This window comes from Labilibaculum sp., assembly GCF_041595635.1.
GTDB lineage: Bacteria > Bacteroidota > Bacteroidia > Bacteroidales > Marinifilaceae > Labilibaculum.
This window is the reverse complement of the sequence record NZ_JBFHJW010000087.1, coordinates 1-14319: the sequence shown is the minus strand read 5'-3', so window position 1 is coordinate 14319 and position 14319 is coordinate 1. Positions and strand designations below refer to the sequence as shown.

Genomic DNA, 14319 nt, shown 5'->3' with positions numbered 1-14319 from the left:
GTTTTTAAGAATCAAATACAGGAGAGTATTGGTAAGTACAGTAAGTACGTTATCATGAATTTCGACCACTCTGAAGTCGCCGAAACATTAAAACAACTCGATTCTAAAAAGGTATTGGTTATCGATTGGAATATCAATGCGGAAGATCAGCAGGCACAAATCTATCAAGATTTTGGAGAATCGGTTTACGAAGCTCTGCAATCGGGAATCGATAGAATTAAAAAATATGAGCACTTTTGTTTGGTGTATCCCGATTATACCTACCATCCCTACGAAACGGTGGAATTCTTTCTTCGCTTTTGTAAGAACAACAAAATCAAGCACTCTATTTACACCGATGCAGATTCAATAGAGGTGAAGAAGAATACCGTTTACTTTTCGGTAAGCGATAGAGCAATGGTGAAAATTCTAGATAAGGCAAGAGAGAAAGACTTAGAGTTTGGGGAGGACATAGGACTCATTTCCTACAATGAAACACCCATGAAAAAATATATCGATAAAGGAATAACTGTTATTTCTACTGATTTTAATTTGATGGGTAAAAAGCTGGCAGCCTTTGTTTTGGATGCTGAAGAAAAATCCTATTGCGTACCCACTCAGCTTATTTTGAGAAAATCACTTTAGTTTTTTTAATCATTCTTCTTTTATCGCAAAAACATTTATATATTTGCCTCGGAACAGAACAGAGCAGAACAGAACAAAAATCATATAATGTATTTATTAGGATTAGACATAGGAAGTTCATCAGTAAAAGCATCCTTACTAGATGCGGAAAGTAGCAAGTGTTTAGCTACTGATTTTTTCCCAAAAAAGGAAATGGCAATTACTGCACACGAAATAGGTTGGGCAGAGCAAGATCCTGAAATGTGGTGGAGTAATCTGAAGCAAGCGATTAAAAGTGTAATGCTAAGTGCCGGTGTAGATAAGGAAATGGTGAAAGCCATAGGTATTTCTTATCAGATGCACGGATTGGTTTGTGTTGACAAAGATTTGAAGCCAGTGCGTTCCTCTATTATTTGGTGTGATAGTAGAGCTGTTGCTTTGGGTGAAAAAGCCTTTGGCGAAATAGGTAAGGATAAGTGTCTTTCACATTTGTTGAATTCGCCAGGAAATTTCACAGCAAGTAAATTGGCTTGGGTGAAGGAGAATGAGCCCGAAACCTTCGCAAAAATTCATAAAATCATGTTGCCAGGAGATTTTATCGCCATGCAATTAACAGGTGAAGTTTGCACTACGGTTTCAGGTTTGTCGGAAGGTATTTTTTGGGATTTTAAAAATAATACCGTTTCGGAAGATATATTAAACACTTACGGACTAAATAAAGATCTGCTTGCAAATATTGTAGATACTTTCTCGAATCAGGGTCAAGTTCTTCCTGATATTGCGGAAGAATTAGGTATTTCTGGTAGCGCAATCGTTTCATATCGTGCAGGCGATCAGCCAAACAATGCTTTATCCTTAAATGTGTTGAAACCAGGAGAGATTGCAACCACTGCAGGAACTTCGGGAGTGGTTTATGGGGTAAGCGATGAGGTGAAATTCGATCCTTATTCACGAGTAAACTCTTTTGCTCATGTAAATCATACACAAGAGAATAGCCGGTTGGGAATTTTGCTTTGTATTAATGGAACCGGAATTATGAATTCGTGGTTGAACCATAATGTGGCAAAAGGCTTGAGCTATGCCGACATGAACGAAAAAGCCATGGAGATTCCTGTTGGATCTGATGGTATTACCATACTTCCTTTTGGAAATGGTGCTGAACGGGTATTAAATAACCGCGAAGTAGGTGCCCAAATTTTAAATTTGAATTTGAATCGCCACACTGATGCCCATATTTACAGAGCTGCACAGGAAGGGATTGCATTTTCATTCTACTATGGAATGGAAGTGATGAAAGAAATAGGTGTTCAGTCAAATGTAATTCGTGCCGGACATGCTAATATGTTCTTAAGTTCTTTGTTTAGGGAAACTCTGGCAACGGTTTCGGGTGCAACCATTGAATTGTATGATACCGATGGTTCCGCAGGAGCGGCGCGTGGAGCAGGTTATGGAGCCGGAGTGTATTCTTCTTTAGAAGAAGCATTTTCTGGATTAGAGAAAATAAGTACCATCAAACCCGACGAAAGTAAGAGGAAGGAAATGCTTGGTGCTTATGATCGCTGGAACAGGCAATTGCAAAAGAATTTATAGAGACAACTAAAAATACAATTGATAATTTAATAAATAAAACATCATGACTATATTAAAAGGAGACAAAGAGTATTTTCCAGGAATTGGAAAGATTGCTTACGAAGGACCAGAATCAAAAAATCCTTTAGCATACAAGTGGTACGATGAAAACCGCATTGTTGGAGGTAAAACAATGAAAGATCACTTGCGTTTTGCAGTGGCTTACTGGCACACTTTCTGTGGCGATGGTGGGGATCCATTCGGACCAGGAACTCAAAAATTTCCTTGGGGAAACGATGCGGATCCAATTAGCGCTGCGAAGTCGAAAATGGATGCTGCTTTCGAATTTATTACAAAATTAGGTGCGCCTTTCTATTGTTTTCATGATACTGATGTTGTTGGAGATGCTTCTGTTTTCGAGATTGAAAAGAGATTGTCTACCATGGTTGACTATGCAAAACAAAAACAAGCCGATTCTGGCGTGAAATTGTTGTGGGGTACTGCAAACGTATTCTCTAATGCACGTTACATGAATGGTGCATCTACAAATCCTGATTTTAATGTAGTTGCCAATGCTGGTACTCAGGTTAAAAATGCATTGGATGCTACTATTGCTTTAGGTGGTACAGGTTATGTATTCTGGGGTGGTCGTGAAGGTTACATGTCGCTTTTTAATACTGATATGAAACAGGAATTGGATCACATGGCGCAATTTTTGACTATGGCTCGTGATTACGGTCGTAAGAATGGTTTTAAAGGAACTTTCCTAATTGAGCCTAAGCCAATGGAACCAATGAAACATCAGTACGATTTCGATTCGGCTACTGTAATGGGTTTCTTGAACAAATATGGTTTGGCAGATGATTTCAAAATCAATATTGAGGTAAATCATGCTACTTTGGCAGGTCACACTTTCGAGCATGAATTACAAACTGCTGTTGATAACAACATGTTGGGTAGTATCGATGCGAACAAAGGAGATTACCAAAATGGATGGGATACTGATGAATTTCCAACAAGCATTTACGAAACAGTTGCTGCTATGTTGCCAATTCTTGAGAATGGTGGATTTGAACACGGAGGAATCAATTTTGATGCAAAAACAAGACGTAACTCTACCGATTTAGAAGATATCTTTATCTCACACATTGGTGGTATGGATGTATTTGCTCGTGGCTTGGTGATTGCGGACAAAATAAGAACAGAATCTTCGCTATTGCAATTGAAGAAAGATCGTTATTCTTCTTTTGAATCAGGAAACGGTAAAGCTTTTGCTAATGGTGATTTAAGTCTTGAAGATTTAAGAAAAATCGCTAAAGAAGTAGGTGAGCCAGCTCAATTGAGTGGTAAACAGGAAATGTTAGAACAGTTAGTTAACTGGTATATTTAATAAATCATCTTAAAAACTCCCGCTTGTTAGGTTGCGGGAGTTTACTTTTTAATTCCAAATCCAAACCCATGAATCAGACCCAGGCCCAAGGGAGTAAATCGTTCATACTAAGCATCACTTTAGTGGCTACACTAGGGGGATTGTTATTTGGTTACGATACTGCCGTAATTAATGGTGCTATTGAAGCACTTAAAGTATTTTTTGTAACTCCGCTTCAGTCGGATAGTGCTCTTGCTTTGCAAGTGTTGACAGAATACAAAGTCATTGTATCTATGTGTTTTGTTATTGTCTCACTTTTGGTGTCCAGCTTTATGTTTCGAATGTATGGAAAACAAAAGGGGCTTCTTTACAGTATTTTAGTAGTTGTTGTAGGTGCTGTGATTTGGTATACTCAATTTTGGGTATCCGTAAATGAGATTTCTGAAAATACATTGAATTCAATCAATGGATTTACCATCTCTAGTGCTCTAATTGGATGTATTATTGGTGGTTCTATTGGGGGATATGTCAGTCAAAATATAGGTAGAAAGAAAGGTCTTATTTTAGCTGCCGTTCTTTTTACAATTTCAGCATTAGGTTCTGCCATGCCCGAAATTATGAACCTTTTCGGATCAAGTACCATTACAGCCTTTATATTTTATCGTATTGTAGGTGGTATTGGAGTAGGAATTGCCTCCATGCTTTCGCCTATGTATATCGCCGAAATTGCTCCTGCAGACATTCGCGGAAAATTGGTTTCTGGAAACCAGTTCGCAATCGTTTTTGGTATGTTGATCGTTTATTTTGTGAACTATTTTATTGCTCTAAACGGAGATGATAACTGGTTGAATGAAATTGGATGGAGGTACATGTTTGCATCGGAGACAATCCCAGCAGTCTTCTTTTTAATCATGTTGTATTTTGTGCCTGAATCGCCACGTTATTTAATCATGAAATCGCGCGAAGAAGAAGCGGAAGGATTGTTGATTAAAATTGTGGGTACAAGCAAAGCTCCTAAGTTATTAGCTGAAATCAAGGAGTCGTTAAAAGAAACAAACTCTCCATGGTTAACTTTTGGAGGATTAATAATAGTAATTGGAGTTCTGTTGTCTGTATTCCAGCAGTTTGTGGGTATTAATGTTGTGTTGTATTATGCATCTGAAATTTTCAGAAATATGGGTAACGATACCGATACATCCTTACTACAAACCATTTTAGTGGGGGCAATTAATTTGATATTTACAGTGCTTGCTATTTTTACAGTAGACAAATTTGGTCGTAAACCATTAATGATTATTGGGGGTGTAGGAATGGGAATTTGTATGTTCGCTTTAGGCAGCGCATTTTATTTCAACCAAATGGGCTTGGTGGCTTTGTTCGCTATGTTAGGATATGTTGCCTTTTTCGCTATGTCGTGGGGACCAGTCACCTGGGTGTTGCTTTCGGAGATTTTCCCGAATTCAATTCGTAGTGCAATGTCTTTGGCTGTTGCTGCTCAGTGGATCGCTAATATGATGGTTTCATGGACTTTCCCTATGATGAACGATAATTCTTGGTTAACAGCTCAATTCCATCACGGATTTTCTTATTGGATTTATGGTGTAATGGGCATTCTATCCGCATTATTTGTTTGGAAAGTGATACCAGAAACAAAAGGAAGAAGCTTAGAAGATATGCAAAAATTATGGAAAAAATAGATAAGAATTAGTTAGTGAGAATCCTTTATTCATTGCCGTTTAATTAATAGATATGTTGGTGGGTTTTATTGATTTAAGGCAATGAGTAAGTTAAAGGATCGGCGGGGGCCGATCCTTTTTTTATTGTAGTAAGTTAAGAATCGTGTTCTCTATTAGTGTGTGAGTACAAATCTTCTTTTTAAAAAATGATTTCTTACTTGTTGTAAGGCTGATAAAAAACACCTCTTTCCTGACTGATGGTTGAGATCTTCTTCTCTGCTTCTAGCACATCGAGATACTTGTTTATTTCATTGATGTGCAAACCAACAATCTTACTTAAATCCTGATTGGTGCAAGGTCTTCGAGAAATGGTTTCCAAAATAGCGGTCTCGGTATCGCTACGGTACGATTGTATATCTTTTCGTTCTACCGCCGAAGAAATGATCTCTACATTTTCTAAATTCCAGTTCTTTTTAATTTCCAGCAATTCTTCCTTACTGGCCGAATGAAGATTTGGAACGGTTCCGGGTCGATCGAGAGTGTTTAGTTGTACCGAATCAGGATTGATACGGGCAATCAGTTTCTCCATTCTCCCAAGCTCCTCCTTTTCTAGGTTATAGTCAGGTAAAATAAATACTTCCAGCCATATCTTACCTGAAAATTCAGATTTAAAGTCGACTAATCCTTGTACGTACTTCTCGAAATTCAGATCCTTAGCTGGAGCATTAATCTTTTGAAACACTTCATTGCTACCTGCATCGAGCGAGGGAAGTACAACATCGGCTTTCATTAGTTCACTTCGTACTTTTTTATCGTAAAGCAAGCTACCGTTGGTGAGCACTGCCACAGGAATTTCTGGTTTCTGTTCCTTAATAAATTGCAGCACATCGCCAATTCTCGAGTTTAAAGTGGGTTCGCCCGATCCCGAAAAGGTAATGTAATCAGGATCTGGATTGTTTTGAAAGTAGTGCTTTAGCTCAGCAATAATTTTATCGTAGGGAATGTATTCCTTTCTTTCGAGGCTTAGTTTGCTGGTTTTTCCCACCTCGCAGTAAACACAATCTAGCGTGCATACTTTTCGAGGAACTAAATCTACACCTAAGGACATTCCCAGACGTCGGGAAGGCACAGGGCCAAATAAATAGTAATACATATTTAGAATTTTGAAATTGTATTCTTTTTGGATTGTCAGGCTTTTTTCGTGTTAGCTTAACGACTTTTCTTTTTAAGTACACACCTCCTTATCTTTTCCGCATTTTTTGAGGAAAATGAAAAGTACGGATTCAAAATTATTTTCAATTTTGTACTACTTAATTTTTATTGGTTTGAATTGTCTGATTACTGTAGTTTTTAATCTCAATAATATCAGCCGGTAGATAAATACCATTTTTGTTGAAATCTTCTACCAAATTAATTATTATTTGCGATTTGATCTGCAAGTGGTAGGCTTTTGATTTTAAAGTAAACGTATCGATCCAGTATAATACTCTCATTGAAACTGTACTAGTAGCCAATTCATCAACTACTATCATGGGTTTTTTATCACCTGTCAACACTTCAGGAATTGCACTTAAGTTTCTTTTAATGATATCAGTGACCTTCTTGAAATCGACATTGTAATCCAAACCAATGGTAATTTCATATCGCAGATAGCCATCAATGGTGTAGTTAAATAGTGGCGATTTAATAATCTGAGAATTGGGAATGAAAACATCTTTTCCATCCAATGTTTTCAGAATACTTTCTCTAAGGTTTAGTTCTAGAACATAACCAATTGTACCACTGGTTTCAATTAAATCGCCTACTTTAAATGGACTTTTAAAAGCCATTAAAATTCCGGAAAGAAAATTTTCTCCGATGTCTTTAAAAGCAAAACCAATTATAAAAGTAGTAATACCAGCTCCCGCCATTATGTTTTTTGCAACAGCACCCAATCCAATTACATGCAGAAATAGTACAAATCCGATTATAGCAATAAGAAATGCTACTACTTTTCCTATAAATTCTGCTAGTAGGGGGTTTTTGGTTTTTGGCTTGACTTTTTTGGTAATTATTTTTTTAATCAACCACGAGGCTAATATAAACGAGAATAGAATAACGCTCCCTAATCCAATTTTTGGGAGTAATTCGAGGGTAGTATCTGATATTTCCTGTAATTCTATCATATTAATCCAGTTATTAGGTAAAGGGCAGTTTAAAAAAATTATATAGATGAGTTGTTCGCTATTTTAATTTGTAATCTTATAAAAAACTGATGAGTTGTTTCAGTCTGAAAATCAAAGTTCAGTATTGAAATTACATTACTAATGTAAATGTTTTTTACGTAACAAATTCATACTCTTAGTCTATTTGTGATTTTGTAATTAGAATTTTGGCAAGTCAATATCAAGTATGGTTCTTGTTTTTAAGTGTTCTCATTTACCAATTTTTAATCAGTACATTGAACTTATTGGTTGGAATGCTTTAGTATTTTGATTCTTAAGGTAAGAATTGAGAAAGTGTTTGTTTATCAATATGGTGATTTAAAAATACTAATCGACGATCTTATATCTATTTTATTTAGATCATTCTCTCATTGCGTTTAGCAATAAAAACTGTAACTTATGTCTTATTAACCAAAACTAGTTGTTATGAAAAAACTGATACTTTTTATTGTTATGGCTATATTTTGCAGTGTTAGCATGGCACAGCAGGAAAAATTTCTGGTTTTTGAATTTATGAAAGTGAAAGATAATCAGGATGCAAATTATTGGGAAACAGAAACTTTTTGGGAGAAAATTCATGCTGAACGGGTTAAAAATGGAGAAATTAAAGGATGGGATTTATGGTCCCTAAAACCAGGAGGTGCCGAACAGGCATATCAATATGTTACTGTCACGATTTACAATGATGCTGTTAGTGCTATGGAGGCTGGTGATATTTGGGAGGCTGCAAAAAGAGCTTATCCTTTGATCTCGGATGTAGATTTAGAAAATATTATTCAGAAAGGAGATGAATCAAGAGAGTTGAGTAAGAGAATGTTTGTAAGTATAATTGCTGTTACTGACGATGACTTTGAAATGGAGTTGGGTTCTGTTATGAAAATGAATTTTATGGATGTTCTTCCAGGAAAATCTAAGGAGTATGAGACTGCGGAAAAGAATGTTTTCTTACCTAAATTTCAAAAATTAGTTGATAAAGGTATTTTGGGCCATTGGGCTTTGGCTCGTGTTTTAATGCCTTCGGGAAGTAAAGTAAAAACAACACACCTTACTTTTGATATGTATGACGATTTTAAGCACTATTTTGAAGCCTATGATTTTGAGGAATTAGCGATTTTAGATTCTAAAGCACAATTGAAAGAGGATGCTGCTTTGAAACTTAGAGATTTAAATTGGACCTATGTAGGTGTTTTAGTGAAGACAGAGAAATTCCACCCAACGGTGAAGAAGTAGTAGAGTTTAGGGTAGGCCAATTTACGTTATTCAATAGGGAGTTAAAGTGTTTGTAGTGAAATAGTTTAGTTTGTACTTATAGAATATAAAGTGTAGGCCTATTCGTTAAACATTGTTTCTGGAGAACAGAGAAGTTGGCCTTTTGACTTATTATTTCCGTGTGAGGTTTATGTTTTCTCCTACAGCATATTTTATCACCTTAAATTCAGTTGAAATTTTAGCATACGGTTTAAAGTAAGAGACATGACAAAGAAGACTTTCGGAACCTTTGCTGGAGTATTTACTCCAACTACTTTAACTATTCTTGGAGTTATTATGTATATCAGGCAATCCTGGGTAGTTGGGAATGCTGGTATTGTTGGTGCATTGGCAATTGTGTTACTTTCTGTTGCCATAACATTTACAACGGCCTTAAGTTTATCTTCCATTACCACCAATGTTCGAATAGGAGCGGGTGGTGCTTTTAGTATTATCTCAAAATCTTTGGGTTTGGAAATAGGAGGAGCTATTGGAATTCCATTTTATATCGCTCAGGCATTGGCGGTGGCTATGTATGTTTTTGGATTTAGGGAAGGATTGGTATCTATATTACCCGGCTTAAATCCCTTAATGCTCGATATTGTTGTTTTTGTAATTGTTATGACCATTGCTTTTATAAGTACAAGTTTTGCTTTTAAAATTCAGTACATTATTCTTGGTATTATTGTTTTGTCGTTAATCTCGATTTACGGGGCTTTATTTGTGAATGATTTAAATTATAATTTTGAACTGTTTGGTAAGTATCCAGGCTCCATAGAAAACAATTTTAGTGGTACATCATTCTGGGGGGTTTTTGCGGTATTCTTTCCTGCTGTAACAGGAGTAATGGCGGGTGCAAACATGTCTGGAGACCTAACCAGTCCTCGTAAAAGCATTCCTAAAGGAACTATTTCTGCCGTAATATTAACAACTTTGATTTACATTAGCTTAATTTTTGTCGCCTCTATGTTAGCGCCTCCCGATGAGTTGGCATCCAACTATACCTTATTCATCGATAAAGCCCTTTATGGACCCATAGTTCTTGCTGGATTGCTGGGAGCAACCCTTTCATCAGCACTTGGATCCTTTATTGGAGCTCCCCGAATAATGCTGGCTCTTGCTGAAAAGGGCATCTTGCCTCAAAGTAAACATCTTGCGAAAATATCGAAAAAAGGAGAACCAATCAATTCAATGCTTATTACTGCTGTAATTGTGTTTTTGGGTATTTCATCGCGCGATTTAAATACAATAGCCCCAATTCTTACCATGTTTTTTATGATTACATATGCAATGGTAAATATTGTTGTGTTGGTTGAGCAGTCGTTGAGTTTGCCAAGTTATAGACCAACATTAAAAGTTCCTCTACTAATTCCTGCTTTGGGAGCATTTGGATCCATTGCAATTATGTTTGTAGTGAATGTGATTGTTGCTCTCTTATCACTAATATTTATTTTTATATTTTACTTCTACTTGGTTAACTTAAAATTGCAATCTGATGTAGGAGATTCGAGAAGTGGTCTTTTTACGGCACTAGCAGAGTGGGCTACAAAAAAGTCGAGCAATCTTAGTCCTCAAAAAGAGGTGAGATCTTGGCGACCAGATCTTTTGATTCCAATGAATATGCCGAAGGAAATCAGAAGTTCCTATAAGCTTATTCATTCAATTATCTATCCCAAAGGGTCCGTTAAAATTTTATCCTTGTTTAATGAAAATCCCGATGAACAGAAAAATATAGAACTGTTTTTATCGAATGCATCTCAGAAATTTAAGGAGAATGGAATTTCCGTTTCCTATGCTTTTGTCGATAACAAAGAACTCAATACCACAATTAATATCAGCATGCAATCTTTAAATGCTGCATTTTTTAAGCCTAATATTATTTTTGTTAGTGTTGATACCGGAAATATAGATTTTAAGTACTACGACCAGTTAATAAGTGATGTGAAGAAGAATAATTTTGGAATGATTATTTACATTCCTTTTTCCACAGCAAGTCTTGCCATTGAAAAAAATATCAACCTATGGCTAACAAATATTCCGGATAACTGGAAGGAAAGTTTTTCCATTGGAAACAATGATTTGTCTACACTTTTGTCTTTACTAATTTGCAAGAATTGGAAGGGGATAATTGATGTTCATATCGTGGATACTAAATCAAATTTAGAATTTTCAGCTACAGATATGGAAAATTTTCAAAGCATGATTCGTTTTCCGAAAAACACCAATATAAATATTAGAAAAGGAGAGCTTTTAAGTTTGGTAAAAAAACATCGAAGTGCTGATGTAAATATATTTAGTGTTGGCACCGATATGTTAACTACGGATATGCTTAGCATTGTAAATGAATCCAGAATATCTTCTGTTTTCTGTGTAGATTCGAGTCTGGAAAATGTATTGGTTTAGTTCGTTTTCAACAAAATTTGAAAATGGGATCAGACTAAATGCCTCACTTTATAAATTAAACATATATACTTTCTGATATTGTACTTGTTAGGAGGGTTGTATGTTGCTAGTGAATTTTTTGGTTTTATAGAAACAATTTTGTTTTATTAATCATACCATACATCCCGATTGCTCAGAACTAAATTGTATTTAGACTTGTTTTGGTAATAATTCGCAATTCATTGTCTATAATATGGCTTGTTTTTCTTTTGTTGATTGCGGTAATGTCACCCAAATTAATAGAGGTTTCACCCGTTTGAAAATTGTATTTGTGAGTATTAAAAATCAATCGTTTATTGGTCAAAAATAATTTGCCTCCAGCAGCCATCTACGACCCGAGAAACAAGTTGGCACCTTACTCATATATCAGGTTTTGATTTTCATCCATTTCTGAAATTTTGATTTTGGAATTCATTTTTTGGCCCATTTTTTCCAACACGAATGGAAAGCTAATTCCAAATAATAACATGAAAAATAAAGTCAGAAAGGCGATACTTTGCATAGAATTATAATCGAATGCGTAATGTAAAAATAGGAGGATGCATACATAGACAATGCCTGTTAATAAAACTAATAGAATTCTTTGACGTAATGTGATTTTTTTATTGCTCTTTTGCAGTTGTATGTAATGTTTAAACAAATATTTTTTAGTTATTAATCTGAAAAAAATATTTGTTTTTATCTTATATTCAGTATTACATATTTTCATAAAAATATTTACAAAAAAAATTTTCAGTGCAATTAATTGGTTGCTTTCTAATTAAATCATTGTTTTTAATCCTTATGGGCCGATAAGGAGGCTAAAAGGGAATAGTATATTGTTATTTGTTTGTAAGTCAAATTTGTCAATGTGTTTATGTATAGACTCATGTGGGTTTAGGAGGCTTTCTTTTTGTATTCTGTTCTTGATAGACGTATTCTTTGAAAATTATTAGTGTCTGTGTAAGTTTAAATTTGTTAGGCTTTCGTAATTGCATAAAAATAACATGTGTAGTAAACTATAAAATATTGTTTTTGAGTTTTTATTTTAAGATAAATGCAATATATTTATTAAGTTTTTGTTAAGTAACCGCAACATTACACATGATCCTGAATGAGGTTAGGACTTTTAAAAACTACACACTTTAGTTGCGACGGGGAAGTCATAAGACTTCCCTTTTTTGTGAATATATAAATTAGGGGAAAGATTTATAGTATCATTTTGTAAAAATAGTAGAGGAAAAGTGTCCATACCATACAGATACTCTCGATCTCTCTTTGTTGATTGAGAATGAGTTTTTGAAATTTAGAGATCTAAATTGAACTTATGTAGGAGTAGTAGTAAAAACAAAGAATACATTCGCTAAAAAAAATGAAGCAGACGTAATTACGAATTTCTTAATTTTCAATTAAGAAACTCTTTATTGCTTACTTTTGTAAGTATTTTAATGGTTTTGAATAGAGCTTATTATTCGTGAATGCATTGTTACGAATTAAGAGAGTTGTTTTTCTAGCTCTGTTTCTTCATTGATGCAATTAACCACATCTTCTAGCTTTTCGGAGGTAGCTAAGTTTAATTTTTTTCGGAGTCGGTAGCGTGCTGTATTCACACTCGAAGGGGATATCATGAGTATTCCTGCCATTTCACGAGTGCTTAATTCAAGTTTGGTAAGGCTAAAAATCTTAATTTCGTTTCGTGATAAATCGTGGTACTATTAGGGATAACATTACAAGGAGTTGAAATATAGCTTGTAAAAGAAAGTGATTGTATAATTATATAACAAAGGAGCTACAATTCATCTGAATTTGTGGCTCCTTTTTTTGAAAGGTATAGAGGTTTCAAGGTATTCTTATCTCTTAATAAATTAGAATGCTTTATAAACCAATTCTGTTTAAGTGTATTTGTAATTTATTTTGAGATCTATATCAGGTAAACAAGTAAATTCATTAAGAGATGATAGACAAAAAAGAATGAGTTGTTTATATATGGTTAAGGAATTTTTGAAAGAGTATGTATCTAATGTCTTATTAGATGCTATTTTTTTGTTGTGTGTTTGTTTCTAATATCAATATAATTAATGTGTTAATATAGATTGTTGTAATCAAAATTTATAGAGGTTGGTAATAAATATTCAATGTAAAAGGAATTGAGTGATGTAAATAACTAATAATATTAAGATAATTTGGTGTATTTGCCAAATAAGAAAATAGCTTTGAATTGCTTAATACATTTTGATTTATAATAGTTAGGTGAAGACTATGTAATTCTGCATGGGGATAGAAAAGTTTTTTTTTGTGGCATATCGTAGCATTTATAGTTTAATTAAATGATATGATTAGAGAGATTGAGAAAGAATATGCAGATAAGGCAGAGGTGTTTATTTATTATTCTTGCAATATAGAATAAAAATATGTTGGTGAAAAAGCATACTAAGATGCTTGGTGTCGATATATTAACCATGTCTAAATACCCTTAACATTCTCAAAAAGAATAAAATTGTGCAAGGTCATAAGGTGAAGAATTTTGTCTTTTATAGTTTGGCTATTCCATGTGGACTTAAATTTATGACTTGCGCTCTTAGGTTATAATAAGAATTAAAAAATTTGGAAAGTAATTTGGCCATTCAGCCAATTACCCTAAATACTTCGAATAAAAATGGAAAGACTAAAAGTAATAAAATTAGCAGCAGCTGCTTTAGCTATGGGAGGAGTTGGAGCAGTAAATATTGTAACAGCTTTTAAACCTGAAATAAAACAAGCAGCCAAGCCAAAAAAAAATGGAATTCAAAGATAGTGACTCGAAATGGACATATACTCCTTTAGATTCAGATGTAACCGCAAACATAGCTTATGAAAATTATCCTAAAGGAAGTTGTATGTATGGAGTTTTTTGTAGCATAATATATCAACTTGCCGATAAATTGGGGGAACCCTTTGCTTCTTTTCCTGTACAAATGATGAAATATGGTCATGGTGGAGTATGTGGATCTGGTACTATTTGTGGAACTTTGAATGGTGCTGCGGCTCTTATCGGATTGCTGTATGATAAGAAAGAAATAAGGGATGTTCTAATGGCAGATTTGTTTGGTTGACACTGTCCCGCAAAGTGTGTAAGTGATATTTCCAGGGTTAGACTTTAGTTAAGTCTGACCCTTTCTTCAAATATAGCTAAAAACTGATTGAGTATCACTCCCCAGTTTTGGATCGGCATCGTCCATTTTATGGTCGC

The 14319-nt window shown here is 34.7% G+C and carries 11 protein-coding genes and 1 pseudogene; 8 read left to right on the top strand and 4 right to left on the bottom strand.

Annotated elements, in window-relative coordinates:
* The 4 genes from ABYT26_RS16445 to xylE all read left to right on the top strand — a co-directional run.
* The coding region (locus ABYT26_RS16445) for a substrate-binding domain-containing protein (protein ID WP_372755895.1) at positions 1-624 on the top strand (624 nt) is incomplete at its 5' end.
* Positions 625-711: 87 nt separating this feature from the next.
* Complete coding sequence (locus ABYT26_RS16440; protein WP_372755893.1) at positions 712-2193, top strand: xylulokinase; 1482 nt, start codon at positions 712-714, stop codon at positions 2191-2193.
* 43 nt (positions 2194-2236) lie between these two features.
* Complete coding sequence (gene xylA, locus ABYT26_RS16435; RefSeq protein ID WP_372755891.1) at positions 2237-3562, top strand: xylose isomerase; 1326 nt, start codon at positions 2237-2239, stop codon at positions 3560-3562.
* A 68-nt stretch (positions 3563-3630) separates the two neighbouring features.
* Positions 3631-5238, top strand: a complete 1608-nt coding sequence (gene xylE / locus ABYT26_RS16430; protein WP_372755889.1) for a D-xylose transporter XylE — start codon at positions 3631-3633, stop codon at positions 5236-5238.
* Positions 5239-5431: 193 nt separating this feature from the next.
* On the opposite strand, the gene ABYT26_RS16425 is transcribed toward xylE, so the two are convergent.
* Together ABYT26_RS16425 and ABYT26_RS16420 are read right to left on the bottom strand one after the other, a co-directional pair.
* The gene (locus ABYT26_RS16425; protein ID WP_372755887.1) at positions 5432-6370 is read right to left on the bottom strand and encodes a radical SAM protein; all 939 of its coding nucleotides are present in this window, start codon (positions 6368-6370) and stop codon (positions 5432-5434) included.
* Positions 6371-6527: 157 nt separating this feature from the next.
* On the bottom strand, positions 6528-7382 hold the full coding sequence (locus ABYT26_RS16420) for a mechanosensitive ion channel family protein (protein ID WP_372755885.1): 855 nt from the start codon (positions 7380-7382) through the stop codon (positions 6528-6530).
* A 465-nt stretch (positions 7383-7847) separates the two neighbouring features.
* Between ABYT26_RS16420 and ABYT26_RS16415 the strand changes: the two genes are divergently transcribed.
* Entirely contained in the window at positions 7848-8651 is an 804-nt protein-coding gene (locus ABYT26_RS16415) for a hypothetical protein (RefSeq protein ID WP_372755883.1), read from the top strand.
* Between the two features lie 243 nt (positions 8652-8894).
* Positions 8895-11072: an amino acid permease gene (locus ABYT26_RS16410; protein ID WP_372755881.1), complete on the top strand. Its 2178-nt coding sequence runs from the start codon at positions 8895-8897 to the stop codon at positions 11070-11072.
* A gap of 178 nt (positions 11073-11250) precedes the next feature.
* On the opposite strand, the gene ABYT26_RS16405 is transcribed toward ABYT26_RS16410, so the two are convergent.
* Positions 11251-11439, bottom strand: coding sequence for a GRAM domain-containing protein (locus ABYT26_RS16405; protein WP_372755879.1), 189 nt, complete (start codon positions 11437-11439; stop codon positions 11251-11253).
* A 1144-nt stretch (positions 11440-12583) separates the two neighbouring features.
* Positions 12584-12781: pseudogene (locus ABYT26_RS16400) on the bottom strand (helix-turn-helix transcriptional regulator); the annotation flags it as partial.
* Between the two features lie 965 nt (positions 12782-13746).
* Here ABYT26_RS16400 and ABYT26_RS16395 point away from each other — a divergent pair.
* Together ABYT26_RS16395 and ABYT26_RS16390 are read left to right on the top strand one after the other, a co-directional pair.
* Positions 13747-13884, top strand: coding sequence for a hypothetical protein (locus tag ABYT26_RS16395; RefSeq protein ID WP_372755877.1), 138 nt, complete (start codon positions 13747-13749; stop codon positions 13882-13884).
* Positions 13868-14182 carry a C-GCAxxG-C-C family (seleno)protein gene (locus tag ABYT26_RS16390; protein WP_372755875.1) on the top strand — a complete coding sequence of 105 codons (315 nt, stop codon included), beginning with the start codon at positions 13868-13870 and terminating at the stop codon, positions 14180-14182. The genes ABYT26_RS16395 and ABYT26_RS16390 overlap by 17 nt, the downstream gene beginning before the upstream one ends.
* Positions 14183-14319: the final 137 nt, after the last annotated feature.

Coding starts and splice junctions, on each gene's coding strand:
- ABYT26_RS16440 (WP_372755893.1), top strand. CDS start 712: ATGTATTTATTAGGATTAGACATAGGAAGTTCATCAGTAAAAGCATCC.
- xylA (WP_372755891.1), top strand. CDS start 2,237: ATGACTATATTAAAAGGAGACAAAGAGTATTTTCCAGGAATTGGAAAG.
- xylE (WP_372755889.1), top strand. CDS start 3,631: ATGAATCAGACCCAGGCCCAAGGGAGTAAATCGTTCATACTAAGCATC.
- ABYT26_RS16425 (WP_372755887.1), bottom strand. CDS start 6,370: ATGTATTACTATTTATTTGGCCCTGTGCCTTCCCGACGTCTGGGAATG.
- ABYT26_RS16420 (WP_372755885.1), bottom strand. CDS start 7,382: ATGATAGAATTACAGGAAATATCAGATACTACCCTCGAATTACTCCCA.
- ABYT26_RS16415 (WP_372755883.1), top strand. CDS start 7,848: ATGAAAAAACTGATACTTTTTATTGTTATGGCTATATTTTGCAGTGTT.
- ABYT26_RS16410 (WP_372755881.1), top strand. CDS start 8,895: ATGACAAAGAAGACTTTCGGAACCTTTGCTGGAGTATTTACTCCAACT.
- ABYT26_RS16405 (WP_372755879.1), bottom strand. CDS start 11,439: ATGGCTGCTGGAGGCAAATTATTTTTGACCAATAAACGATTGATTTTT.
- ABYT26_RS16395 (WP_372755877.1), top strand. CDS start 13,747: ATGGAAAGACTAAAAGTAATAAAATTAGCAGCAGCTGCTTTAGCTATG.
- ABYT26_RS16390 (WP_372755875.1), top strand. CDS start 13,868: ATGGAATTCAAAGATAGTGACTCGAAATGGACATATACTCCTTTAGAT.